A 23460-nucleotide genomic window follows, 5' to 3' on the forward strand; every position below is an offset into this window, starting at 1 on the left:
AAAGATGAAAAGGAGCCCCAGCATAGCTAAATCCCTCGCAGAGGCGATAATGCCCCGCAGTCTTTTTGCTCACGCCGCCTGAGGAATCCCGTCGCGATGTTTGAAATCCAGCCGCAGAACCCAGAAATCTATCGAAGCCAGACGCGCCGCAGCACGATCATCATCGCCCTGGTTTTCCTCGCCCTGGCGATGGTTTTGTCCACCGCGGCGGTGGCGATGTTCGGCGAACCGGGGGGCGACAATCTACGCTTCAACGTGGGCGGCGTGTTTGTCGCGGTGCTGTTGATGGCGGCGCTGATGCGCGGCAAATTCTGGACTCAGGAGTGGATGGCGCCGGCGGTCTACGGCTGGCAGCTCAAACGCAGCCTGATGAGCATCACCAACGTCATGCACCAGGTGACGGCGGCGGTGGACGCGGGTGATCCGAGTGCCATGAAGCTGCTGCGTTTTTATCACCTGGGGCTGAGCCAGATGCACCAACTGGACGGTAACTCCAGTGATCACAGCCAATTGATACGTGAAATGGACCTGCACAAGGCACGAATGGAAGCGCTGGGCATCGAAACCGAACAGACGCAATTGAACCCGGCGTGGCTTGAGGCCGTGAAACAGACGCCACGCTAACCGGTACAGGATCAAGGCACATAGATAATAAAAAGGCGAACGGGATCAGTCGCCATTCATCAGGATTCAGGGAGCGTCATGGGTAACCCGTCTGTCAAAGACCGAATTGAACAATTGCGCCACAGCGTGCCTTTGGTCACCGAACAGGCCGGTGCCAGGATCAAGGTACGCTCCGCGGTGGTACTGCTTGTTGCAGTGTGCCTGTCCATGATTGTCATCGTGATCTGGGAAGCGTGGAGTTCGCGCCAGTATCATCTGCATGACAAGGAAGTGGCGATGTCCAACCTTGCGCAGACCCTGGCCTCGCAAGCGCAGGCGACGATCAAGCAGGCCGATACGCTGCTGTTTACGTTGGTGGAACGCCTCGAAAGCGACGGCTTCGACCCGGCCGGGCTGCCACATCTGGAGCGCTTGCTCAGCGCCCAGCGCAGTGAGTTGAGTCAGTTGCATGGCCTGTTCGTCTATGACGAAACGGGGCGCTGGATTGCCAATTCCAACGGAGCCGCCCTGACCGATGCCAACAATGCCGATCGTGAATATTTCATCTTCCATCGCAATCATCCCGACCGTGGGCCTCATATCGGCCCGTCGATCAAAAGCCGCTCCAGCGGCGAATGGATCATGACGGTGTCGCGCCGGATCAATCATGCCGATGGGAGTTTTGCCGGTGTGGCGCTGGCGACGATTTATCTCAATCATTTCCTGTTCCTGTACGACAGCATCGACATGGGCCGCAACGGCGTAATCAACCTGATCGCCGACGATGCCACCATCATCGTTCGCCGGCCGTTCAACGAAGCGGATATCGGCACCAGCCTCGCCAACAGCCCGCTGTTCAAGCAGTTGTTGCCCTCGGGGAGTTCAGGGACGGCAACATTCAAATCCATGGTGGATGGCGTTGTGCGGGTGGTGGGGTTTCGCCGGGTCGAGGGGTATCCGCTGGTTGTTTTCGCCGCGCTCGACAAGGAGGAAGTCCTGGCCGGCTGGCGTGAGGAATCCATGCTCAGTGCTGGCATCGTTACGCTTTTGCTGGGTTTTGTCGGTGTACTGGGTTTTCGCCTGATCAATCTGATGAAGCAGCAGAACCGCATTCAGAACCAACTGCTGGACGCTCAGGACAAACTGCTCGAGGTCAATCGTGGCCTGGAATTGCTGGCCCTGGAAGACGCGCTGACGGGGCTGTCCAACCGGCGTCAGTTCGACCTGTTCATCCACTCGGAAATGGGCCGCGCCCGGCGCAGCCTGAACGGCCTCGCGCTGCTGATGATCGATGTCGATCACTTCAAACTGTTCAACGACCACTACGGTCATGTGGCCGGCGACGAATGTTTGCGCAACATCAGCGCGATCATCACCGACAACATCAAGCGGCCCGGGGATCTGGCGGCGCGCTACGGCGGTGAAGAGTTTGCGGCGGTGCTGCCGGGGACTGACTATGTGGGGGCGTTTCTGGTGGCGGAAAAAATCCGTCGTGCGGTGTTGCAGGCCGGTATTCCCCACCGTGAAGGTGCAGAGGGCATGGTGACGGTCAGTATCGGCGTCGCCGCTTACGATCCTGCATCACAGGCCCAGCCGAACGACCTCGTCGGCGCTGCGGACAAGGCGCTTTACGTGGCCAAGGCCAGCGGCAGGAACATGAGCGTCATTGCCAACTGAACTCAAACAAACCCACCGCTGCCCTGAACCAGTTGGGTCGCCAGGTACGATTGCTTGAGTTTTTCCAGCCACCAACCCAGGGCGCGACCGTCATGGTCGCCACGCCAGCCGGCATACAGAATGTTCGGCTCGCGCGGGTCGGCCATCTGTTTTTCGACCAGCGTGCCGTTTTTCAGTAACGAGCCGACCCGATGTTTGGGCAGCCACCCCACGCCCAGGCCGTCGCACTGGGCGAGGATTTTGGCGCGCATGGTCGGCACGGCGAGCACGGGTTGTCCGCCGGAGACGCCATAAGTGCTGCCTTCGGTGACTCTGGAGGAGTCGGCCACGACAATCGCCCGGTGTTGCGTCACCGTTGCCCGAGAGATCGGTTCCTTGGCCTTGGCCAGCGGGTGCTTCGGTGAGACCGCAAACACCCATTCCATTTCCCCCAACTGCATCCAGCGCAAGGAAGGGATGGCCGGCGGTTCGTTGGTGGCGCCGATGATCAGGTCCGCCCGGCCTTCGCGCAGGGCTTCCCAGACACCTTTGAGCACTTCCTGGGTGATGCGCAACGGTACGCCGGATTCCAGCGCATCAAACTCGTGAATCACCGGGATCAGGGTTTCGAACTCCAGCAGTTCGTCGGTGACGATCCACAGCCGACTCTCCCAACCATTGGCCACTTGCTGCACCCGTTGGGTCAGGCGCGAGACGTCCTGCATCAGCCGCGCCGCCTCGTTCACCAGCAATTCCCCGGCCGGGGTGAGCTGCAAGCGGTAGCGGCGGCGATCGAAGAGCAAGGCGTCGAAACGCTCTTCCAGTTGCCGCGCCGCATACGACACGGTCGATGGCGCCTTGCCCAGGTGCACCGCCGCGCGCGACAGGCTACCGGTTTCCCGAATGGCCTCCAGCAACGCCAGGTCTTCAATCGACAACATGTTCTGAATCCTCGAACGAACGGCCTGGAAATGAATGTCTGGAGCAACGAAAACAAAATCGCGGCCACCTGAAATGTATAGGCCAATCCAACCCCTGTAGGAGCGAGGCTTGCCCGCGAAGAGGCCCTTGAACGCTACGTTGAATTTGAGGCCGCCATCGCCGGCAAGCCGGCTCCTACAAAATCGCGGGCTGTCTGAAATTTATCGACCAACCCACCCCCTGTAGGAGCGAGGCTTGCCCGCGAAGAGGCCCTCGAACGCTGCGTTGAATTTGAAGCCGCCATCGCCAGCAAGCCGGCTCCTACAAAATCGCGGGCTGTCTGAAATTTATCGGCCAATCCCAACCCCTGTAGGAGCTGGCTTGCCAGCGATGGGACCCTTGAACGCTACGTTGGATTTGAGGCCGCCATCGCCAGCAAGCCGGCTCCTACAAAATCGCGGGCTGTCTGAAATTTATCGGCCAATCCACCCCCTGTAGGAGCGAGGCTTGCCCGCGAAGAGGCCCTTGAACGCTACGTTGGATTTGAGGCCGCCATCGCCGGCAAGCCGGCTCCTACAAAATCGCGGACTGTCTGAAATTTATCGGCCAACCCAACCCCTGTAGGAGCTGGCTTGCCAGCGATGAGGCCCTCGAACACTACGTTGAATTTGAGGCCGCCATCGCCGGCAAGCCGGCTCCTACAGGGATCGTGTGGTATTTGAAAGGGTGGACGTCCGGCGTGACTTGCGCTGCCTGAACACTCGAACGTAGACCAACACGTTGATCACCAGCACCACGCCGCCGAGTCCCAGCTGGATACTCGGGGTCAACCCAGCCGGGTAAATCACCGGCCACACATAATGTTCGATGAAACCACCGCCATAGCCGGTCTGCCCGGCCGCGCTGCGCATGAGGTTTTCCCACTGTGTCAGCGGGCAGGTCAGGTGGAACACTTCGACCGCAATCCCCCACGTTGCAGCCGGCAGGTGCCACCAGGCCAGGTGGTGCCATTTGAGCACCAGCAGCCCGCCGAACAGCACGAACAGAATGAACAACAGGTGAAACAGCACCAGCCCATCGGCGGCGATCCGGTAAAGCATGGCGACTCCCTGACGCGTGATGCGAATCACTCCATGGTACTCGGGCGGGGCGTCGGCGCTCTATCTATTGTTTGCTGCCCAACCCAGCGAGCACGGCCTTCAGACGCAGCACCATGGCCTCACTGCTGCGTTGCATCGGCGCGCGCAGTTCGTCGTCGATCAAGCCTTCAAGGGCCAGTGCGGTTTTCACCGGGGCAGGATTGGGTTCAATGAACAGGCTTTGAATCAGCGGCAGCAACCGGAAAAAAGTCGCCCGTCCTTCCGCCAACCGCTGGTCGCGGATCTGTTGATACAGCGTCACGAACAACTCCGGATGCACATGCGCCGAGGCGGCAATCGCCCCTTTGGCACCGAGGCACAGGGCGCTGAAAATCTGGTTGTCTTCGCCGCACAACACGTCGACCTTGCCGCTGGTCAGCAGCGCCAGGGTGTTGCCCTGATTGCCGCCGCAATCCTTGATTGCGACGATTCGTTCGTGGGCGACAATGTTGAGCAACGTTGCCTGTTCGAAGGCGATGCCGGTGCGATACGGGATGTCGTACAGAATGATCGGCACAGTGGACGCATCGGCAACCGTTTTGAAAAACGCTTCAAGGCCTGCCTGGGACGGGCGAATGTAGTACGGCGGCGGCACCAGCAACCCGGCCAGTGGCCGCTTGAGGATTTCGCTCTGCAATTGCAGCAGTTCGGTCAGGTTGTTGCCGGCCAGCCCCATGACCACCTGATCCGCAGGCACCCATTCAAGCACGGCATCCAGCACCGCCAGTTGTTCATGTTTGCTCAGTGCCGCCGCTTCAGCGGTAGTGCCGCAGACCACCAGGCCATCGACGCCTTTGTCCAGCAAATGGCTGACGAGCCGGCGCAACCCGACGAAATCGATCGCACCGTGTTGAAACGGCGTAACGAGCGGAACCCAGATACCTTGAAACGATGACATGCACTTACTCCTGAAAGTTGACCGATTTCGTCACCGTCAGAAGCGTAGAAGGAAGTAAGCAGGGGGAGGGTGCCCGTCGCGCTCAATGTCCTGTCAGCTCATCTGACGGGACAGCGCGCCCCGGTCACATGAGCGACTGTTTCTTCGATTTGAGGGCGTGCGCAACGCAACCTTGCGCCTTGGCAATCAAGCCAATGGCGTCAATGTTGAGGTTGAAGGTTGCGGACATGTTTGCTTACACCCTGAATGAGGCGCTCAGTTTTAAGAGTCGGCGGGAATTTTGTCAATCACCAAAATCGGCACAAGTGCGCAAGATTGTTCAAGCCATCGGGCGCGACTGCTGGCACAGTCAGGCGTCTTTTCCTGTTTGTAGAGCGTTATGACTCACTCACTCATGCCGCGCAGCGCCTTTCTTCGCGGCGCCGCGGCGATCATGCCATTGTCCCTGGCGACCGCGCCGTGGGGATTGCTGGCCGGCTCCATGGCCATCGAAGCCAACCTCACGCCGCTGCAAGGCCAGGGGTTGTCGAGCATCGTGTTTGCCGGGGCGGCACAATTGGTGGCCATCGGCATGCTCAAGGGCGGTGCCGGAATCTTTTCAATTCTGCTGACCACGTTATTGCTGACGTCGCAGCATTTGCTCTACGGCATGAGCATGCGCTCGGTAATTTCCCCACTGCCGGGTCGCTGGCGTGCGGGGCTGGGCTTTTTGCTCACCGACGAGCTGTTCGCCCTGACCAGCCAGCATGACAAACAGCAATTCAACCGCTGGTATGCCCTGGGCGTCGGCCTGACGTTTTACATCGCCTGGAACCTCTTCACGCTGGCCGGCATCGTGCTGGGCAGCAGCATTCCCGGCCTGGAACATCTGGGCCTGGACTTCTCCATCGCCGCGACCTTCATTGCCCTGATCACCCCGGTGGTGCGCAACGTACCGACCGTGGTCTGCGTGGCGGTTTCGCTGTTTTGCTCGGTGTTGTTCAGTTACTGGCAATGGGGCTCGGCGCTGGTGCTGTCGGGGTTAGCGGGCATGACGGTGGGCTTCATCTGCAACAAATTCTACGGTGGACGCACATGATGGTCTGGGCGGTGATTGTCGGTATGGGGATTCTGGTGTTCCTCAACCGTTATGTATTTCTCGAGCCACGGCTGCCGCTGCGCCTGAGCAGCAACGCCCGGCAATTCCTCGGCTTTGCGGTACCGGGCATGTTGACCGCCATCTGCGGCCCGATTGTGTTCATGCCGGATAAACAGCTGAACCTGCAATGGGACAACCCGTACCTGATCAGTTCGCTGGTGGCGGTGGGGCTGGTGCTGTACACCCGCAACACCTTGCTCAGCATGTTGTTGAGCATGGGCTTTTTCTTTTTGCTGCGCTGGTGGCTCTGAGCCGGGAGCGCAAAACTGTTCTACGCTTAAAGTTGATGACTGATCCCTTAGGGAGAGAGGTGAGCATGGCAACTGAACAAAAGCGTCCGGATCCGGAAGATGAAGACATGGATGAACCGACGGAAGAAGAGATCGAGCGGCAGAAACGTTCGACGCCTGACTGGAAGCATCCCGACGACGGGAAGGAACTGTCAGAACCTGATCGAAAGTTTTAGCAGGCGCTCTGACCGATCTGCGCATACAACAAAGCCCCGCCAATGCGCGGGGCTTTTTTTTGCCGGTCAATCAGATCGACACGTTCCAGCGAATCTGGGTAATGCCCAATTGCTGTGCTTTGATCCGTGCCGCTTCGAGGGTGGCGTGTTCGGCGATCTTGCGGCCGGATTCAGGGTAAGCATGCGCAGACGCCGAATGAATCGCTTCGACATCGGAAAAATGCACAGCCATCTTGAAAAAGTGCTGTCGCACACCGTCGAATAAGTAATGCACGGCATAGGGAATGAGTTCACTCATCTATCTCTCGTGGAGCCAGCCAGGTCAGTGGCTTAGTCGTCGAATAAAAATTCAGAGAGATCTGCGGTGAAAGTGTGATGCAGAAATAGGACTGCTGAAAAAGGAGGAGGCTCAGTGAGCCTCTACCGTTCAGAGTACGGCGACGACGGGTTCGTTCAGTTCTTTTGCCAAACGTAGGCCTGCGCGTCGTTTCAAGCGTCGTCGAGCTGCAATTCGTCGGGATGTGAGGCCCGATAGCCCAGGGTCTTGTCGATCCATGCGTTCACTTCGTTGACCATGACCGGCGGCTTGCCGGGATAGTGTATGAGCGTTGAACGCAAGGTGCCGTCAATCCCCGGAACCGATCGCAGGTTACGGGTCTTTATGTATTGCTCTATGAAACAGTCCAGCCGATAGTGCTCTGTCGTCGAAAGATAAACGCACTCCAGACCAACGACTTGATTGATTGCAAAATCGTCGCGCATTTAATTCTCTGCAAGGCTTGTTGTAGTTGGGATTTCCTTAGTTGTTGACTCTTTGGTCAACTGGGCGATGCCAATGGAAATGCGGCGCGCATGCTATCCGTAGTTATTCTAAATGTATGTATGACGATCAAATTGTCGGACAAGCGGTTGATGCAGCAAAGCGTCCTCTATCAGTAAGTGTTACTTGGGTGAAACAGTCTGTGTAACGTTTAAGTTATTGGTCTGCATAACTAACAGTTATTGGCTGCCGTCAGGCTGTTGGTATTGATAAGTTCATGCACTCTCGTCAATCAGCGACGCGTCTTGATTCCTCACGTTGCCTACAGCCTTGCCAACCTTGTACCACTCGAAAACTTCGCTGCCTTCGCCTTGAAACAAGGCCATCTGTTCGGCGCGTTCCGGGGGCGTGGCGGGATCGAGCCATTCCCGTGCCAGTTCCGGCGACAACACCACCGGCCGCCGGTCGTGAATGTCGAGCATGCCACCGGCGCTGTCCGCGGTAATGATCACGAAACCGTTGTCGTCTCTCGGTTCCTCGCCATCTGTGGGAAACCGGCCAATCGCGGCACAGAAAATCGGATCGCGGTCCTGCCGCCGGATGAGCCATGGCTGTCTCGTTGAGTCCGGCGTATCGACCCATTCGAACCAGTTGTCGATCGGCACAATCGCGCGGTGCGGCCAGATTGCGCGGAAGAACGGGCCGTGGGCGACTTTCTCCACCCGTGCATTGATCGGCGCCGCACGATCCTTCGCCCAATGCGGCCGCCATCCCCAGCGCACCTTGTCGGCCTGGAGCCCATTGCTTTGCCGATGAAACAACGCGAGTTGATTCGTCGGCGCGGCGTTGTACCTGGCCAGCGGTTCATCGCCGACATGGTTGATCAGCGCGTCGGGAATACTCAGCACCGCCACGAAGTCATGAATGCCCCGGTATTGCGAGAGTCTTCCGCACATCGAAAGAAACCTCCGACTGGAACCTTCAGCTTAGACGCTTCACCTGTAGGAGCCCGGCTTGCCGGCGATGGCGATCTTACGGACGCCTTCGCCGGCAAGCCTGGCTCCTACGGATCGTCAGGATGTTCGGGATCGGGGATTCACACGAACCCTGTAGGAGCCGGCTTGCCGGCGATGGCGATCTTACGGACGCCTTCGCTGGCAAGCCTGGCTCCTACGGATCTGGGGATGTCCGGGATTGGGAATTCACGCGAACCCTGTAGGAGCCGGCTTGCTGGCGATGGCGATTTCACGGGCGCCTTCGCCAGCAAGCCTGGCTCCTACGGATTGGGAGATGTTCGGGATTGGGGATTCACGCGAACCCTGTAGGAGCCGGCTTGCCGGCGATTGCGATCTTACGGACGCCATCGCCAGCAAGCCGGCTCCTACGGATCACCAGGATGTTCGGGATCGGGGATTCACGCGAACCCTGTAGGAGCCGGCTTGCCGGCGATGGCGATCTTACGGACGCCTTCGCCAGCAAGCCGGGCTCCTACGGATCGGGGAACGCTGGGCGATTCAAATGACGTGCGCCCGTTGCAGTTCGGTCAACGACAGGGCCTTCAATTGCGCCAGCTGCGGGTCACGCCGATCACGCGGATGGGGCAGTTGCACCGCCAGTTCCTGGCGAATGCTGCTGGGGCGATTGTCCATGACCAGGACGCGGTCGCTGAGGTACAGCGCTTCATCGACATCGTGGGTCACCAGCAGCAGGGCGATGGCGTGGCGCTCGGCCAGTTGCAGCAACAGATCTTGCAGTTTCATCCGGGTGAAGGCGTCCACCGCGCTGAACGGTTCGTCGAGCAACAGCACATCGGGCCGTGAGTGGAGGCCGCGAGCAATGGCGACCCGCTGCGCCATGCCGCCGGAAAGCGCCTTGGGTAACGCTTGAGCGAACCCGCTGAGGCCGACTTCATCGATCAGTTGTGCGACCCAGGCCTTGTCATATCGGTTGTCGGCGCTGAAGCCGATGTTCTGCTCGACCGTCAGCCAGGGCATCAATCGAGGCTCCTGAAACACGAACGCGACCTCACCGGCGCTACGATTCAGTTCACCCTGAAAGTCCTTTTCCAGACCGGCAACGATCCGCAACAACGTGCTTTTTCCGCACCCGCTGGGGCCCAGCAGGCTGACGGTTTCCCGGGGCTGCAATTGCAGGTGGATATCCCTGAGCACCGTGGTGGTGGCGAAAGTTTTACGCTCGACGCGAATGTCCAGCAGGTAATCGGTCATGGCTCAATCCTCTGTGCTTTGGCCGTTGAACGTGTCGCGCCACGCCAGGAAGCGTTTCTCCAGGCCGGCGAGAATGCCATCGCTGAGTTTGCCCAGCAGCGCCAGCACGATGATTGCCGCGAGCACGATGTCCGGGCGGGACGTCTCGCGCCCGTCACTGAGCAGATAACCCAACCCTTTGGTCGCGGCGATCAGCTCGGCGGCCACCAGAAACATCCACGCCAGGCTCATGCCGCTGCGCAACCCGGTAAACAGGCCGGGCAGGGCGGCGGGCAGCAAAATCCGCCGGACCAGCCGTGTGCGACCGAAGCCATACATCTGCCCGACTTCCACCAGTTTGCGGTCGATGTCGCGAATCGCCGCGACGCCGTTGAGGTACACCGGGAAGAACGCGCCGATGGCAATCAGGACGATTTTCGAGGTTTCGTCGATGCCCAGCCACAGCAACAACAGGGGCACCCAGGCCAGGCTCGGAATCGAACGCAGGCCGGCGAAGGTCGGCTCAAGCCAGGCTTCGGCTTCGCGGCTCAAACCGACCCAGGCGGCAAACACCAGTGCCAGACCGGCGCCGATGGCGAAACCGAGCAACACGCGCAACAGGCTGGTGCTGATGTGTTTCCACAGCGCACCTTCGGCGAGGTCTCTCAAGGTCAGGGCGATTTCGCTGGGCGCCGGCATTTGGTAGGACGGCAACCAGCCGATGCGTACGACAAATTCCAGCACCAGGAGGATCAGCACCGGCAACGCCAGACCCTTGAGGCGCAAACGCCAGGCATAGTTCAAGGAAAGAGCGGCACGACGTGGCGTCGGCAGTTCGAGGGGCAGGTCTTTGCTTTTGCTGGTCATGAGATTCTCCGGTCACGACGAATCCGCGACTGGCGCGGATTCGTTGTGCCCCGTTGGCGGTTATTTACTGACGGGCCACGGTTTCCTTGAAGCCGGTGTCGATCAACTGATCGATGACCTGATCGACATTCACCCCACGACGCACCAGTTCTTCGGACACCAGAATCGGCGCGGCGGCCTTGGAGGCGATCACATCCCTGGCGGTCAGTTGCGGGCTGCTCAGGTCAGTGCGGGACAGTTGCAGCTTGGCCACTTCCAGCGGCAGACCGGATTCGGTAGCGAGCAGTTTCGCCAGTTCATCAGGGTTTTTTACCGCCCAGTCGCGGGCCTTTTCGTACGCCTTCAGTACGGTTTCGATGGTCTGCGGGTGCTCTTTCGCATAAGTGTCAGTAACGCTGACTACGCCATAACTGTTGAAGTTGGTGTTGCGATACAACAGGCGCGAACCGGCCTGGACCTGGCTCGCGGCCATGTGCGGATCGAGGCCGGCCCAGGCGTCGACGTCGCCTTTTTCCAGGGCCGTGCGGCCATCCGGGTGCTGCAAGTGCACCAGTTCCACATCGTCCTTGCTCAGGCCGGCCTGTTGCAGGCTGCGCAGGGTGAACAGGTACGGGTCGGTGCCTTTGGTGGCGGCGATCTTCTTGCCTTTCAGGTCGGCGACGGTCTGGTAGGGCGAATCCTTGCGCACCACCAATGCGGTCCATTCGGCGCGGCTGTAGACGTAAACCGATTTGATCGGGCTGCCATTGGCGCGGCTGAGCACGGCGGCGAGGCTGGCGGAGGAGGCGAAATCAACGCCGCCGCTGTTGAGGTACTCCAGCGAGCGGTTGCTGCCCTGACTCAGCACCCAACTGACTTTGGTCTGCGGCAGGGCTTTTTCCAGAAATCCAAAGTGTTTAAGCACAAGGCTCACTGGCGAGTAGTAGGCGTAATCCAGATGCACTTCGGCCGGCGGTGTTTCAGCGGCCTGCGCGGCGGGTTGCAGGCTCAAGGCCAGGGCGCAGGCGCTGAGCAGATACCTGACTTTGGGAAAGCGGAAGGTGGACTTCATGGGATCGGCTCCGGACAAGGCGTTGGGTTTCTTATGTCGAAAAATTCATTTTTTATAAATGCTTCCTGCGTAAAAGGAATATTGCAGGCTCTGTGCCATGTCTTGGATATCAGGCCTTTTCAAGGCGTTGAGGCGAGGAATGAAGCAGAAGGGTGTTGCAGGGAAAACAGTCTGTCGGCTCACTGTTGCCGGGTGAACAGTGTTGACTGACAGTCATGAGCTTATGCGTAAATCGAATTTAAAAAGCGTCCTGTAAGAGCGTTATGGTCTATGCCATTCACTCTCAAGGAGCCCCCGATGAACCTGTCCAGATTCGTCCGCAGTTTGCTGACCAGTGCGTTGTTTGCTGCGCCAATGGCCTACGCCTCTGAGCCCGTTGTCCTGCATGTCGGTGATCAGAATTACTACAACGTGCGCGCTTCGGTGGAGGCTTCGGGAGTGCTGGAAGGGGCGCCTTACACCGTTGACTGGAAGCATTTTCAGGCCGCTGCACCGCTGGCCGAAGCGTTGAACACCGGGGCGCTGGACGTGGGCTTTCTGGGCGATTCAGGCTTCCTGTTCCTCGCTGCAAAGCAGGCGCCGGTGAAGCTGATCGGCGTCTCGCGGCAGAACCCGGACACCATCGCCTTGCTGGTGCCCAAGGATTCGCCGGTCAAAAGCATCGCCGACCTCAAGGGCAAGAAAGTCGCCTATTGGCCCGGCGCCTGGAGCCAGCAATTGACCCTGCGCGCCTTGCAACAAGCTGACCTGCCGGAGGACTACGTCGACTTCATCAAGCTGATGCCGGTCGATGCCGCCGCCGCGCTGCCTCAGGGCAGCATTGATGCCTTCCCGGTCTGGGAACCCTACATTTCCCAACAGATTCTGTTCTCCGGCGCGCGACCGATTCTCACCGCCAAGAACCTCATGCCAGGCCTTAGCGCCATCGCCGCTTCGACGCCGTCAATCGACAGCAAGCGCGAAGCCATCGCCGACTTCCTGGTTCGCCTGAAAAAGGCACGAGCCTGGGTCGACAATCACACCGACGAATATGCCGATCTGTGGGCGAAGAAGGCCAATCTTGATCAGAACGTCTCGCGTCACTGGTTACGCCAGGCTCACATGACCGTGGGCCCGGTGGATGCACAGGCTGCGAAGGACCTGCAAAGCACGGCGGATTTTCTGTTCAAGGTCAAAGCACTGCCGACGGCCCTGGCGACCGCGCCGATTATCGACAACTCGTTCGAGCAGGCGTTTACCCAGTAATCGACAATGCCGGGCAGCACCGGAACCAAACACTGTGTACCCTGATCCAAACCGCGCCCGCACAACTGTGCGGGCTTAACGGTCCGGCTCAAGGCACAACATGAAACAGCTGTTCAAGATTCTCAGCGCACTCGCCATTGCCGTCGGGCTGGTGGGTTGCATCGCTGCTCCCATCGAAATGACACCGCAAACCGAACAGCGTCTGCACGCGCAAGCACCGATCCGGTTTCTGCTGACGTTCGACGACGGTCCCAGCGCGTCGAGTTTCTGGAACCCGACGATGACAATCCTCGACAGCCTCGCCACCAACCCGGTGCAGCCGAACCTCAAAGCGGTGTTCTTCGTGCAGACCGGCGCGCCACGGGCGGGCGACAGCGACATCGGCCGTGAGGTCATGCGCCGCGAGCATGCGGACGGGCAGATTCTCGGTTTCCACACGGCCACCCACTGGCACACCAATCACCGTTCTCTGAGCCCGGAAGAACTGGAACAGTCATTGACCAAAGGCAGTGCCGACATCGCCGCCATCACCGGTGCGCCGCCGACCCTGGTGCGGCCGCCGTTCTGGAACTACGACAAACGGGTTTTCGCCGCTTATAAAAAGCACGGCATGCACGTGTTGCTGACCGACCTGAGCGCCAACGACGGCAAGATCTGGGGTTTCAACGCCAGCCCCCGACGCCGGTCCAGCATGTTGCGGCAGATGTCAGAGGTGCGTGAGCGCATCGCAATGGGTGAGTTGCCGACGGTGGATGGGGTGATCCCGGTGGTGGTGACCTTCCACGACCTCAATCGCTACACCGCCCGACATGCCCGCGAATACCTGCAAATCCTTCTCGACAGTGCGCAGGCGACTGGCGTGAAAACGGCGCAGAAGCCGTTTTACGATGATCAGGCCGAACTGCAACGGGCGGCCATGGCGCGCACCGTTCGCGACAGTGCGCAACCGGTGAAATTGCCGGGGGTCTGGAACTGGATCTGGGGAGCGGATGCGCAGTGATCAAAACGCAAGACTCACGGGCCCTTCGCCGGCAAGCCGGCTCCTGCAGATGATCGCTGTCGTTCACATGTGCACGATTCAGTTCATAAACAACGGCAAATAACCAAGCTCTACCAGTTTGGTATCAATATCCCCAACCTGTCCGAAGTGGTCGAGGTTTTGCTCATTCATGACTTCAGGACAGCTGACGATAATGGTCCCCCTGTCGGGCACGGGAACCAGTTTGTGTGCCTGAGGGAAGTCTTCCTGTTTCAACGGTTGCGGGCAAAAGCCAATCCATCCAATTGTCTGTCGGTCCTTGAAAACACGACCTTTTCTGAAATAGTTGGCCGGTACCACGGTGACCCAGTCAATTTCTGGCCAGATATTCACGGCCAGATTGATAATTTTTGTGAATGTCTCTTCCGGGTGCGCAAGCTTCATCAACAAAGCACCAGCGTCCTCGAAGGACATGGCTGACACTGAATCGAGGTTGTGCGCGCTGTAATGAAAGGCGACTCCGCCCTCAAGCGGATCCTGGATGGCATTCCAGACCGAAAATTCGGTCAGGTCGGGAAGGTCAGGATCATGAGCGCGCTTAACTTTGTCGATCAGCGCTTGAGTGTTGTTACTGACGTTAGTTGAAAGCGAGTCTTTCAGGCTTTTCCCTTGCAAATACCAGTTGGCCAGAAGCGGACTGATTGCACCCACCTGACGCAAAAACTCGGCAGCTTTTTCGACCTGCGTTTCAAGCGTAAGTGAGGTAATGGCCTGCTTGTTGAACCTGAAGGTAAAAATGAAGCTTTTGAAATTTGTCCTGCTGACACCTTGAATGCTTTTCTCTTAACCGGCACCTAAAGTTTTCCGAATTGAGACACAAATAACATTTGTCCCAAGTATTCGCCCGAGCAGGCTTGGTAGGCCCATCTATTCTCAAAGGGTCAATCCGATCAACCGCCACCCGAGACACCCTTTATGGTTTCAGTTCCAGAACTTTGCCGCATTGTGGAGTCCGGTTTTCAACCGCTTTCCTGCGCCTGCACGGTGAATCCTGACGGGTCGCTACGGATCAAGGTTTTCGAGCGCTCCACCGGCAGGATTGATCTGCTGATCACCGGCGTGTCACCCGCGCAACTGAGCAGCGCTCGTGCTATTTCAAACCTGATTGGCGAATTTCACACCGAAATGCGCGCCGGTCGCCGCGCGTTTGCCGGCTGAGGAATAACCGCAAAAACTGTAGGAGTCCGGCTTGCCGGCGATGGCAATCTCACGGGCGCCATCGCCGGCAAGCCGGGCTCCTACAGGTTTTGCGTAACCCCTCAATCCCGAACACATCCACGATCTGTAGGAGCCGGCTTGCTGGCGAAGGCGATCTCACGGACGCCATCGCCGGCAAGCCGGGCTCCTACAGGTTTTGCATAAACCCTCAATCCCGAACACCCCACAATCTGTAGGAGCCGGCTTGCTGGCGATGGCGATTTCACGGACGCCATCGCCGGCAAGCCGGGCTCCTACAGGTTATGCGTGAATCCTCAATCCCGAACACCCCACAATCTGTAGGAGCCGGCTTGCCGGCGATGGCAATCTCACGGACGCCATCGCCAGCAAGCCGGGCTCCTACAGGTTATGCGTAAACCCTCAATCCCGAACACCTCCATGATCTGTAGGAGCTGGCTTGCCGGCGATGGCGATCTCGCGGGCGCCATCGCCAGCAAGCCGGGCTCCTACAAAGCGTTCAGCTGTTGCGGCGATAATTCATCGATTATCCGCAAACAATGATTCAACCCCGGCGACACGTCGCCCACGCGTCGGCTGAGGATGATCGGCGAGGTCGCGTTGTCTTCCAGCAGCGGCGTGAAGCCGATGTCGTCGCGGTGCAGCAATTGCACCGAGGCTGGCACCAGGGTGACGCCGATTCCTGCGCCCACCAGGCCGATGGCGGTTTGCAGTTCGTTGGTCCACTGCGCCACGTGAATGCTGACGCCATAGGACTCGAACAACCCGATCACATGGTCGGCGTAGCTGGGGCGCGGGTTGCCGGGGTACAGCACGAAAGGTTCCTTTGCCAGTTCGCGCAGGCTGATCGGCCCGGCCAGTAGCGGATGACCGGCGGGCAGGGCGGCGACCAGCCGGTCTTCGGTCAACACCGTCTGGATAATGGCCGCGTCGTCGATGCGAATGCGGCCGAAACCGATATCGATCCGACCGGCCTTGAGCGCCTGCACCTGTTGCAGCGTGGTCATTTCCGAGAGCCCCAGTTCCAGCTCCAGAGGCTCGCCGCTGCGCAAACGGCGAATCAGTTCCGGCAGCACGCCATAGAGTGTCGACGGCGCAAAACCAATCCCCAACCAGGTTTTTTCTCCCAGGCCGATGCGTCGCGTGTTGTCGCAGACCTTGCCCAGTTGCTCCAGCAGGGCAGTGCTGTGCTCATGGAAAAACCGCCCGGCGTCGGTCAGCTTCAGCGGCCGTCCACGATCCAGCAGCAACACCCCGAGTTCATCCTCCAGTTGCTGAATCTGTCGGCTCAGTGGCGGCTGGGCGATGTGCAGCAGTTCGGCCGCGCGGGTGAAGTTGAGGGTTTGAGCCAACACCTGAAAATACCGCAGGTGACGCAGTTCCATGAGGCCTCCGCAAAGCAGTTTGCATACCTTAAAGGTATCAAGTCAGACCAATTCTATATTGGCTTCCCGAAAAAAGCCGTACCAGAATCGGTTCCAGAACTTTAAGAACCTGACGGGTATCGACATGCTTGCAACTGCCATTGAATCGATCGAGACGATCATCGTCGATCTGCCGACCATCCGCCCGCACAAGCTGGCGATGCACACCATGCAGAACCAGACGCTGGTGATCATTCGCGTGCGCTGCGCCGATGGCATTGAAGGCATTGGCGAATCCACCACCATCGGTGGCCTGGCGTATGGCAATGAAAGCCCGGACAGCATCAAGACCAACATCGACCGGCACTTCGCGCCGCTGCTGCTGGGTCAGGACAGCGCCAACGTCAACGCTGCGATGTTGCGCCTGGAGCGCAGCATCCGTGGCAACACCTTCGCCAAGTCAGGTATCGAAACCGCGTTGCTCGATGCCCAGGGCAAACGCCTTGGCCTGCCGGTCAGCGAACTGCTGGGCGGCCGCGTTCGGGATGCGCTGCCAGTGGCCTGGACCCTGGCCAGCGGCGACACCGACAAGGACATCGCCGAAGCGGAAAAAATGCTCGACCTGCGCCGCCATCGCATCTTCAAACTGAAAATCGGTGCCGGCGAAGTCAATCGCGATCTGGCCCACGTCATCGCGATCAAGAAAGCCCTCGGCGATCGTGCCAGCGTGCGGGTCGACGTCAATCAGGCCTGGGATGAAGCCGTCGCGTTGCGCGCCTGCCGGATTCTCGGCAGCAACGGCATCGACCTGATCGAGCAGCCGATTTCGCGCAATAACCGCTCTGGCATGGCGCGCCTGAACGCCATCAGCCCGGCGCCAATCATGGCCGACGAATCCATCGAGTGCGTGGAAGATGCGTTCAACCTGGCCCGTGAAGGCGCGGCTTCAGTGTTCGCCCTGAAGATTGCCAAGAACGGCGGCCCACGCGCCGTGCTGCGGACCGCCGCGATTGCCGAAGCGGCGGGCATCGGCCTGTACGGCGGCACCATGCTTGAAGGTGGTCTGGGCACCATGGCTTCGGCCCATGCCTTCATCACGCTGAACAAACTGGCGTGGGACACCGAGCTGTTCGGCCCGCTGCTGTTGACCGAAGACATTCTCAGCGAGCCGCTGGTCTATCGCGATTTCGAGCTGCACGTGCCGAAAACCCCAGGGCTGGGCCTGAACCTCGATGAAGAACGCCTGGCGTTTTTCCGTCGCGACAAGACATCCACTGCCATTCATCAAGCCTGAGGAGAGCATTATGCTGTTCCACGTAAAGATGACCGTGAATTTGCCGGTCGACATGAACCCCGAACGCGCCGCGCAGCTCAAGGCTGACGAAAAAGCCCTGGCCCATCGTCTGCAGGATCAAGGCAAGTGGCGTCACCTGTGGCGCATTGCCGGGCTCTATGCCAATTACAGCGTGTTCGATGTCGACAGCGTTCAAGAGCTGCACGACTTGCTCATGCAATTGCCGCTGTACCCGTACATGGCGATCGAAGTCACCGCGATGTGCCGGCATCCTTCTTCCATCCGCGAGGATGACCGCTGAACCTGGCCTGTTCAGTTCGCCACGCTAATAATTACAAGATGAGGAACCCATAAAATGAACGTAAAAATTTCCCACACTGCCAAAGCCCAGAAGTTTCTCGAAGAGGCCAGCGGCCTGCACAACGATGCCGGCAATCCGCGCACCAAAGCGCTGATCTACCGCATCCTGCGTGATTCGGTGAACATCATCGAAGACCTCGCCGTGACCCCGGAAGAGTTCTGGAAAGCCGTCAACTACCTCAACGTGCTGGGTGCGCGCCAGGAGGCTGGGCTGGTGGTGGCCGGGTTGGGCCTGGAACACTACCTCGACCTGCTGATGGACGCCGAAGACGAACAGGCCGGCAAGGCTGGCGGCACGCCGCGCACCATCGAAGGCCCGCTGTACGTGGCCGGTGCCCCATTGTCCCAAGGTGAAGCGCGTCTCGATGATGGCGTCGATCCGGGTGTGACGCTGTTCATGCAGGGCCGTGTGTTCAACACCGCCGGCGAACCGTTGGCCGGTGCGATTGTGGATGTCTGGCACGCCAATACCGGCGGCACTTATTCGTACTTCGATACCACGCAATCTGAATTCAACCTGCGTCGCCGCATCGTCACCGACGCCGAAGGTCGCTACCGCTTCCGCAGCATCGTGCCGTCGGGTTACGGCTGCCCGCCGGACGGTCCGACTCAGCAACTGCTCGATCAACTGGGCCGTCACGGCCAGCGTCCGGCGCACGTGCACTTCTTCATCTCGGCGCCGGATCATCGTCACCTGACCACCCAGATCAACCTCGACGGCGATCAATACCTGCACGACGATTTCGCCTACGCCACCCGTGACGAGCTGATCGCGAAAATCACCTTCAGCGATGATCAACAACGCGCAGCGGCGCATGGCGTCAGCGGTCGTTTTGCCGAGATCGAATTCGATTTCACCTTGCAATCGTTCGCCCAGCCGCAAGAGCAGCAGCGTCACGAGCGGGTTCGCGCTCTGGAGGACTGATTCCAGCTTGGTGATGACTGACACACCGCTTTCGCGAGCAGGCTCGCTCCCACATTCGACCGTGTTTCTTCAGTGGGACTACGGTCAAAATGTGGGAGCGGGCTTGCTCGCGAAAGGGCCAGAATATTCCACATGTCGATCAACTGACACACCGCCGCAAGCACTGCCTTAGAATGCCCCGTCGCACCCCATAAAAACAACGAGAGTGACCCGATGATGCAAGCGCAACTGTTGAGTCAGCGCAGCTCCGTATTCGACCATGCCGACCCGTACGCGGTGTCGGGCTATGTCAATCAGCATGTCGGTAATCATTGCATCCTGATGCCGCGCGCCGGGCAACCCCTGGCCAGTCTCAATCATCGCAAGTTTGCCAGCCTCGACCTGTGCCGCATCAGCTATGGCGGCAGCGTGCGGGTCACCTCGGGCGCACTGGAAAGCATCTATCACCTGCAAGTGTTGCTGCGTGGCAACTGCCTGTGGCGCGGGCACGGTCAGGAACATTACTTCGCGCCTGGCGAGTTGCTGCTGATCAATCCCGACGATCCGGTGGACCTGACGTACTCTGACGATTGCGAAAAATTCATCCTCAAAGTTCCCACGACGTTGCTTGAGTCCGTGTGCGACGAGCAGCGCTGGCGCTATCCGGGGCAGGGCGTGCGGTTTCTGGAGAACCGTTACCAGCTCAATGAACTGGAAGGGTTTGTCGGGCTGCTGGCGATGATTTGCCAGGAGGCCGAGGCCACCGAGCAGATTCCCAAAGTGCAGGAGCATTACGCACAGATCATCGTCAGCAAGATGCTCAGCCTGATGCAGACCAACGTCAGCCGAATCAACCTCGGCTCACAGACGGCCACGTTCGAGGTGATTGCCGACTACATCGCACGCCACCTCAAGCAGGACATCGACAGTGAAGAACTGGCGCGTCAGGCGCGGATGAGCCTGCGTTCACTGTATGGCTTGTTCGAACGCAACGCCGGCACTACGCCGAAAAACTACATCCGGCAGAAACGTCTGGAGCGTATCAATGCTTGTTTGAGCGACCCGACCTGTAATGTGCGTAACGTGACGGAAGTGGCGATGGATTATGGGTTTTTGCATTTGGGGCGATTCTCCGACAACTACCGCAAACAGTTCGGCGAGTTACCGTCGGACACCCTCAAACGCCGCGAGTGATCGCAGGTACACCACGAACTGTAGGAGCCGGCTTGCTGGCGATTCAAACGACGCAGTCTATCTGACACGCCGCATCGCCTGAATCGCCAGCAAGCCGGCTCCTACAGAATGGTGGTGTGTCTGGCACACCGCGTTGCGTCGATCGCCGGCAAGCCGGCTCCTACATCGGTCTTTGCACTAAACGGATAAAGGTCTGCACCCAGCGGATAGTCCACCCCATTGCCCCGTCCTAGCATGAGCCTTGCCTGAACAATAACAATGGAGGCGGCGGCCATGACCCTGCGACCCGAATATCTTCAATCCTTGCTCGAAGACGATCCAGAACAAGGCCTCTACCGCTGCAAGCGCGAGATGTTCACCGACCCACGGCTGTTCGACCTTGAGATGGAACACATCTTTGAAGGCAACTGGCTGTACCTGGCGCACGAAAGCCAGATCCCCAACAAAAACGATTTCTACACCACCACCATGGGGCGCCAGTCGATCTTCATCGCGCGCAACAAGGACGGTGAGCTGAACGCCTTTATCAACGCCTGCAGTCACCGTGGCGCGATGCTTTGCCGACACAAGTCCGGCAACAAAAGCTCGTACACCTGCCCGTTCCATGGCTGGACCTTCAACAACTCCGGCAAACTGCTGAAGGTCAAAGACCCGGCAGCGGCCGGCTACCCGGCGAGCTTCAACTGCGAAGGCTCCCACGACCTGACCAAAGTCGCCCGTTTCGAATCCTATCGCGGCTTCCTGTTCGGCAGCCTCAAGGCTGACGTGGTGCCGCTGGTTGAGCATTTGGGCGAGTCGGCGAAGATCATCGACATGATCGTCGACCAGTCCGCCGACGGCCTGGAAGTGCTGCGCGGTTCGTCCAGCTACATCTACGAAGGCAACTGGAAACTCACCGCCGAAAACGGCGCCGACGGTTACCACGTCAGCTCGGTGCACTGGAACTATGCCGCCACCCAGAACCAGCGCAAACAGCGCGAGGCCGGCGACACCAACCCGACCATGAGCGCTGGCAGCTGGGCCAAGCAGGGCGGTGGTTTCTACTCGTTCGACAAAGGCCACATGCTGCTCTGGACCCGTTGGGCCAACCCTGAGGACCGTCCGCTGTACGAACGTCGCGATGAGCTGGCCAAGGACTTCGGCAAGGCCCGCGCCGACTGGATGATCGAAAACTCGCGCAACCTGTGCCTGTACCCGAACGTGTACCTGATGGACCAGTTCAGCTCGCAGATCCGCATCGCCCGGCCGATTTCGGTCAACCGTACGGAAATCACCATTTACTGCATCGCCCCCAAAGGCGAAAGCGATCACGCCCGTTCGAGCCGGATTCGTCAGTACGAGGATTTCTTCAACGTCAGCGGCATGGCCACCCCGGACGATCTGGAAGAGTTTCGCTCCTGCCAGACCGGTTACCAGGGCAGCGTGACCGCCTGGAACGACATGTCCCGTGGCGCCGAGCACTGGGTCGAAGGCGCCGATGAGGCGGCGAAGGAAATTGACCTGCATCCGTTGCTCAGCGGTGTGCGCACCGAGGACGAAGGCCTGTTCGTGTTGCAGCACAAGTATTGGCAGCAAACCATGCTCAAGGCTCTGGCTGCCGAGCAATCGAAGCTGATTGCCGTGGAGACCGTGTAATGACCATCACCTATGAATCCGTGCGCGACTTCCTCTACCGCGAAGCGCGCTACCTTGATGACCGGCAATGGGACGAATGGCTGGAGTTGTACGCCACGGATGCGACGTTCTGGATGCCGTCCTGGGACGACAACGACGAACTGACTGAAGACCCGCAACGGGAAATTTCGCTGATCTGGTACGGCAACCGCACGGGTCTGGAAGACCGCATCTTCCGTATCAAGACCGAGCGTTCCAGCGCCACCGTGCCGGACACCCGCACCTCGCACAACATCAGCAACATCGAGCTTCTGGAACAGGCGGACGGCCTGTGCAAGGTGCGCTTCAACTGGCACACCTTGAGCTTTCGCTACAAGACCGTCGACAGCTATTTCGGCAGCAGTTTCTACACCCTCGATATGCGCGGCGAAAACCCGCTGATCAAGGCCAAGAAAGTGATCCTGAAGAACGACTACGTTCGCCAGGTCATCGATGTTTACCACCTGTGAGGCGGCCGTCATGACTCATTCCATCGCATTTAATTTCGAAGACGGCGTCACCCGTTTTATCGACGCCAACGCCGGCGAAACCGTGGCCGACGCCGCGTACCGTCAAGGCATCAACATTCCGCTGGATTGCCGCGACGGCGCCTGTGGCACGTGCAAGTGTTTCGCCGAAGCCGGCAGTTACGACCTGGGCGAGGAATACATCGAGGACGCGCTTACGGCGGAGGAAGCCGAACAGGGTTTTGTCCTGACCTGCCAGATGCGCGCCCAGAGCGATTGCGTGGTGCGGGTGCCGGCCTCCTCGGAAGTCTGCCGCACCCAGCAGGCCAGTTTTGAAGCGACCATCAGCGCCGTGCGCCAGTTGTCCGACAGCACCATCGCGCTGTCGATCAAGGGCGATGCGCTGAGCAAACTGGCGTTCCTGCCGGGGCAGTACGTGAACCTCGGGGTTCCCGGCAGCGAGCAGACCCGCGCTTATTCGTTCAGCTCGTTGCAGCGCGACGGCGAGGTCAGTTTCCTGATTCGCAATGTGCCTGGCGGTTTGATGAGCAGCTTCCTCACCGGCATGGCCAAGGCCGGCGACAGCATGAGCCTGGCCGGGCCGCTGGGCAGTTTTTATCTGCGCGACATCCGTCGGCCGTTGTTGCTGCTGGCCGGTGGTACGGGGCTTGCGCCATTCACCGCGATGCTGGAAAAAATCGCCGAGCAGGGCAGTGAACATCCGCTGCATCTGATCTACGGCGTGACCAACGATTTCGACCTGGTGGAAATGGATCGGCTGGAAGCCTTCGCCGCGCGAATCCCGAATTTCAGCTTCAGCGCCTGCGTGGCCAGCCCCGACAGCCTGCACCCGCTCAAGGGCTACGTGACCCAGCACATCGAGCCCAAACACCTGAACGAGGGCGACGTCGATGTCTACCTGTGCGGCCCGCCGCCGATGGTCGAGGCGGTCAGCCAGTACATTCGCGAGCAAGGCATTGCGCCGGTGAATTTCTACTACGAAAAATTCGCTGCCAGCGCGGCATAAGTCGCGACACAAAACCAATGTGGGAGCGAGC

At 59.3% G+C, this 23460-nt stretch carries 26 protein-coding genes; 15 read left to right on the forward strand and 11 right to left on the reverse strand.

Annotated features, from left to right (window positions below):
* Positions 1-96: 96 nt before the first annotated feature.
* Positions 97-624, forward strand: coding sequence for a DUF3087 domain-containing protein (locus KGA97_RS03035; protein WP_192229224.1), 528 nt, complete (start codon positions 97-99; stop codon positions 622-624).
* Positions 625-702: 78 nt separating this feature from the next.
* Positions 703-2280, forward strand: a complete 1578-nt coding sequence (locus tag KGA97_RS03040; protein WP_207286253.1) for a sensor domain-containing diguanylate cyclase — start codon at positions 703-705, stop codon at positions 2278-2280.
* Positions 2281-2282: 2 nt separating this feature from the next.
* Here the strand turns inward: KGA97_RS03040 and KGA97_RS03045 are convergent, their stop codons facing one another.
* The 3 genes from KGA97_RS03045 to dapA form a co-directional block, all read right to left on the reverse strand.
* Positions 2283-3200: a LysR family transcriptional regulator gene (locus KGA97_RS03045; RefSeq protein ID WP_008043223.1), complete on the reverse strand. Its 918-nt coding sequence runs from the start codon at positions 3198-3200 to the stop codon at positions 2283-2285.
* 678 nt (positions 3201-3878) lie between these two features.
* Positions 3879-4280: a DUF2784 domain-containing protein gene (locus KGA97_RS03050; RefSeq protein ID WP_223480195.1), complete on the reverse strand. Its 402-nt coding sequence runs from the start codon at positions 4278-4280 to the stop codon at positions 3879-3881.
* 64 nt (positions 4281-4344) lie between these two features.
* Positions 4345-5217, reverse strand: a complete 873-nt coding sequence (gene dapA / locus KGA97_RS03055; RefSeq protein ID WP_223480196.1) for a 4-hydroxy-tetrahydrodipicolinate synthase — start codon at positions 5215-5217, stop codon at positions 4345-4347.
* Positions 5218-5596: 379 nt separating this feature from the next.
* Here dapA and KGA97_RS03060 point away from each other — a divergent pair, with 379 nt between their 5' ends.
* From KGA97_RS03060 to KGA97_RS03070, 3 genes are all read left to right on the forward strand, one after another.
* Positions 5597-6295 (forward strand): AzlC family ABC transporter permease, encoded by a 699-nt coding sequence (locus tag KGA97_RS03060; protein ID WP_223480197.1) that lies wholly within the window; start codon positions 5597-5599, stop codon positions 6293-6295.
* Positions 6295-6606 (forward strand): AzlD domain-containing protein, encoded by a 312-nt coding sequence (locus KGA97_RS03065; RefSeq protein ID WP_167362959.1) that lies wholly within the window; start codon positions 6295-6297, stop codon positions 6604-6606. Before KGA97_RS03060 ends, KGA97_RS03065 begins: the two co-directional genes overlap by 1 nt.
* 65 nt (positions 6607-6671) lie before the next feature.
* Positions 6672-6821 carry a hypothetical protein gene (locus tag KGA97_RS03070; RefSeq protein WP_008043229.1) on the forward strand — a complete coding sequence of 50 codons (150 nt, stop codon included), beginning with the start codon at positions 6672-6674 and terminating at the stop codon, positions 6819-6821.
* A 70-nt stretch (positions 6822-6891) separates the two neighbouring features.
* On the opposite strand, the gene KGA97_RS03075 is transcribed toward KGA97_RS03070, so the two are convergent.
* From KGA97_RS03075 to KGA97_RS03100, 6 genes are all read right to left on the reverse strand, one after another.
* Complete coding sequence (locus KGA97_RS03075) at positions 6892-7119, reverse strand: DUF6555 family protein (protein WP_008043230.1); 228 nt, start codon at positions 7117-7119, stop codon at positions 6892-6894.
* A 191-nt stretch (positions 7120-7310) separates the two neighbouring features.
* A complete protein-coding gene (locus KGA97_RS03080) occupies positions 7311-7583 on the reverse strand; it encodes a hypothetical protein (protein WP_192229228.1) in 273 nt (90 codons plus the stop codon).
* Positions 7584-7856: 273 nt separating this feature from the next.
* A complete protein-coding gene (locus tag KGA97_RS03085; RefSeq protein ID WP_223436496.1) occupies positions 7857-8537 on the reverse strand; it encodes an SOS response-associated peptidase in 681 nt (226 codons plus the stop codon).
* A 558-nt stretch (positions 8538-9095) separates the two neighbouring features.
* Entirely contained in the window at positions 9096-9809 is a 714-nt protein-coding gene (locus tag KGA97_RS03090) for an ABC transporter ATP-binding protein (RefSeq protein ID WP_223480198.1), read from the reverse strand.
* 3 nt (positions 9810-9812) lie between these two features.
* Positions 9813-10655, reverse strand: coding sequence for an ABC transporter permease (locus tag KGA97_RS03095; RefSeq protein WP_223480199.1), 843 nt, complete (start codon positions 10653-10655; stop codon positions 9813-9815).
* Positions 10656-10719: 64 nt separating this feature from the next.
* On the reverse strand, positions 10720-11706 hold the full coding sequence (locus KGA97_RS03100) for an aliphatic sulfonate ABC transporter substrate-binding protein (protein ID WP_223415794.1): 987 nt from the start codon (positions 11704-11706) through the stop codon (positions 10720-10722).
* A gap of 354 nt (positions 11707-12060) precedes the next feature.
* On the opposite strand from KGA97_RS03100, the gene KGA97_RS03105 reads away from it, so the two are divergent.
* Together KGA97_RS03105 and KGA97_RS03110 are read left to right on the forward strand one after the other, a co-directional pair.
* Complete coding sequence (locus KGA97_RS03105) at positions 12061-12951, forward strand: ABC transporter substrate-binding protein (RefSeq protein WP_411738801.1); 891 nt, start codon at positions 12061-12063, stop codon at positions 12949-12951.
* A 100-nt stretch (positions 12952-13051) separates the two neighbouring features.
* Positions 13052-13951: a polysaccharide deacetylase family protein gene (locus tag KGA97_RS03110; protein ID WP_223480201.1), complete on the forward strand. Its 900-nt coding sequence runs from the start codon at positions 13052-13054 to the stop codon at positions 13949-13951.
* 78 nt (positions 13952-14029) lie between these two features.
* On the opposite strand, the gene KGA97_RS03115 is transcribed toward KGA97_RS03110, so the two are convergent.
* A complete protein-coding gene (locus tag KGA97_RS03115; RefSeq protein ID WP_411740669.1) occupies positions 14030-14764 on the reverse strand; it encodes an Imm52 family immunity protein in 735 nt (244 codons plus the stop codon).
* A gap of 141 nt (positions 14765-14905) precedes the next feature.
* Between KGA97_RS03115 and KGA97_RS03120 the strand changes: the two genes are divergently transcribed.
* Positions 14906-15148 (forward strand): DUF1652 domain-containing protein, encoded by a 243-nt coding sequence (locus KGA97_RS03120; protein WP_008043245.1) that lies wholly within the window; start codon positions 14906-14908, stop codon positions 15146-15148.
* A 506-nt stretch (positions 15149-15654) separates the two neighbouring features.
* On the opposite strand, the gene KGA97_RS03125 is transcribed toward KGA97_RS03120, so the two are convergent.
* A complete protein-coding gene (locus KGA97_RS03125) occupies positions 15655-16551 on the reverse strand; it encodes a LysR family transcriptional regulator (RefSeq protein ID WP_223480203.1) in 897 nt (298 codons plus the stop codon).
* A 124-nt stretch (positions 16552-16675) separates the two neighbouring features.
* Here KGA97_RS03125 and KGA97_RS03130 point away from each other — a divergent pair, with 124 nt between their 5' ends.
* The 7 genes from KGA97_RS03130 (at position 16676) to benC (ending at position 23429) form a co-directional block, all read left to right on the forward strand.
* Positions 16676-17824 (forward strand): muconate cycloisomerase family protein, encoded by a 1149-nt coding sequence (locus KGA97_RS03130; RefSeq protein ID WP_207286246.1) that lies wholly within the window; start codon positions 16676-16678, stop codon positions 17822-17824.
* Between the two features lie 10 nt (positions 17825-17834).
* Positions 17835-18125 (forward strand): muconolactone Delta-isomerase, encoded by a 291-nt coding sequence (gene catC, locus KGA97_RS03135; RefSeq protein ID WP_223480204.1) that lies wholly within the window; start codon positions 17835-17837, stop codon positions 18123-18125.
* Between the two features lie 54 nt (positions 18126-18179).
* Positions 18180-19109: a catechol 1,2-dioxygenase gene (catA, locus tag KGA97_RS03140; RefSeq protein WP_223480205.1), complete on the forward strand. Its 930-nt coding sequence runs from the start codon at positions 18180-18182 to the stop codon at positions 19107-19109.
* Between the two features lie 213 nt (positions 19110-19322).
* Positions 19323-20282 (forward strand): AraC family transcriptional regulator, encoded by a 960-nt coding sequence (locus KGA97_RS03145; protein ID WP_008044866.1) that lies wholly within the window; start codon positions 19323-19325, stop codon positions 20280-20282.
* 273 nt (positions 20283-20555) lie between these two features.
* Positions 20556-21917 carry a benzoate 1,2-dioxygenase large subunit gene (benA, locus tag KGA97_RS03150; protein WP_223480206.1) on the forward strand — a complete coding sequence of 454 codons (1362 nt, stop codon included), beginning with the start codon at positions 20556-20558 and terminating at the stop codon, positions 21915-21917.
* Positions 21917-22405: a benzoate 1,2-dioxygenase small subunit gene (gene benB, locus KGA97_RS03155; RefSeq protein WP_223480207.1), complete on the forward strand. Its 489-nt coding sequence runs from the start codon at positions 21917-21919 to the stop codon at positions 22403-22405. Before benA ends, benB begins: the two co-directional genes overlap by 1 nt.
* A 10-nt stretch (positions 22406-22415) precedes the next feature.
* A complete protein-coding gene (gene benC / locus KGA97_RS03160; protein WP_223480208.1) occupies positions 22416-23429 on the forward strand; it encodes a benzoate 1,2-dioxygenase electron transfer component BenC in 1014 nt (337 codons plus the stop codon).
* The last annotated feature ends 31 nt before the right edge of the window (positions 23430-23460 follow it).

The organism is Pseudomonas sp. BF-B-15 (assembly GCF_019946675.1).
In the GTDB taxonomy this organism is placed as follows: domain Bacteria; phylum Pseudomonadota; class Gammaproteobacteria; order Pseudomonadales; family Pseudomonadaceae; genus Aquipseudomonas; species Aquipseudomonas migulae.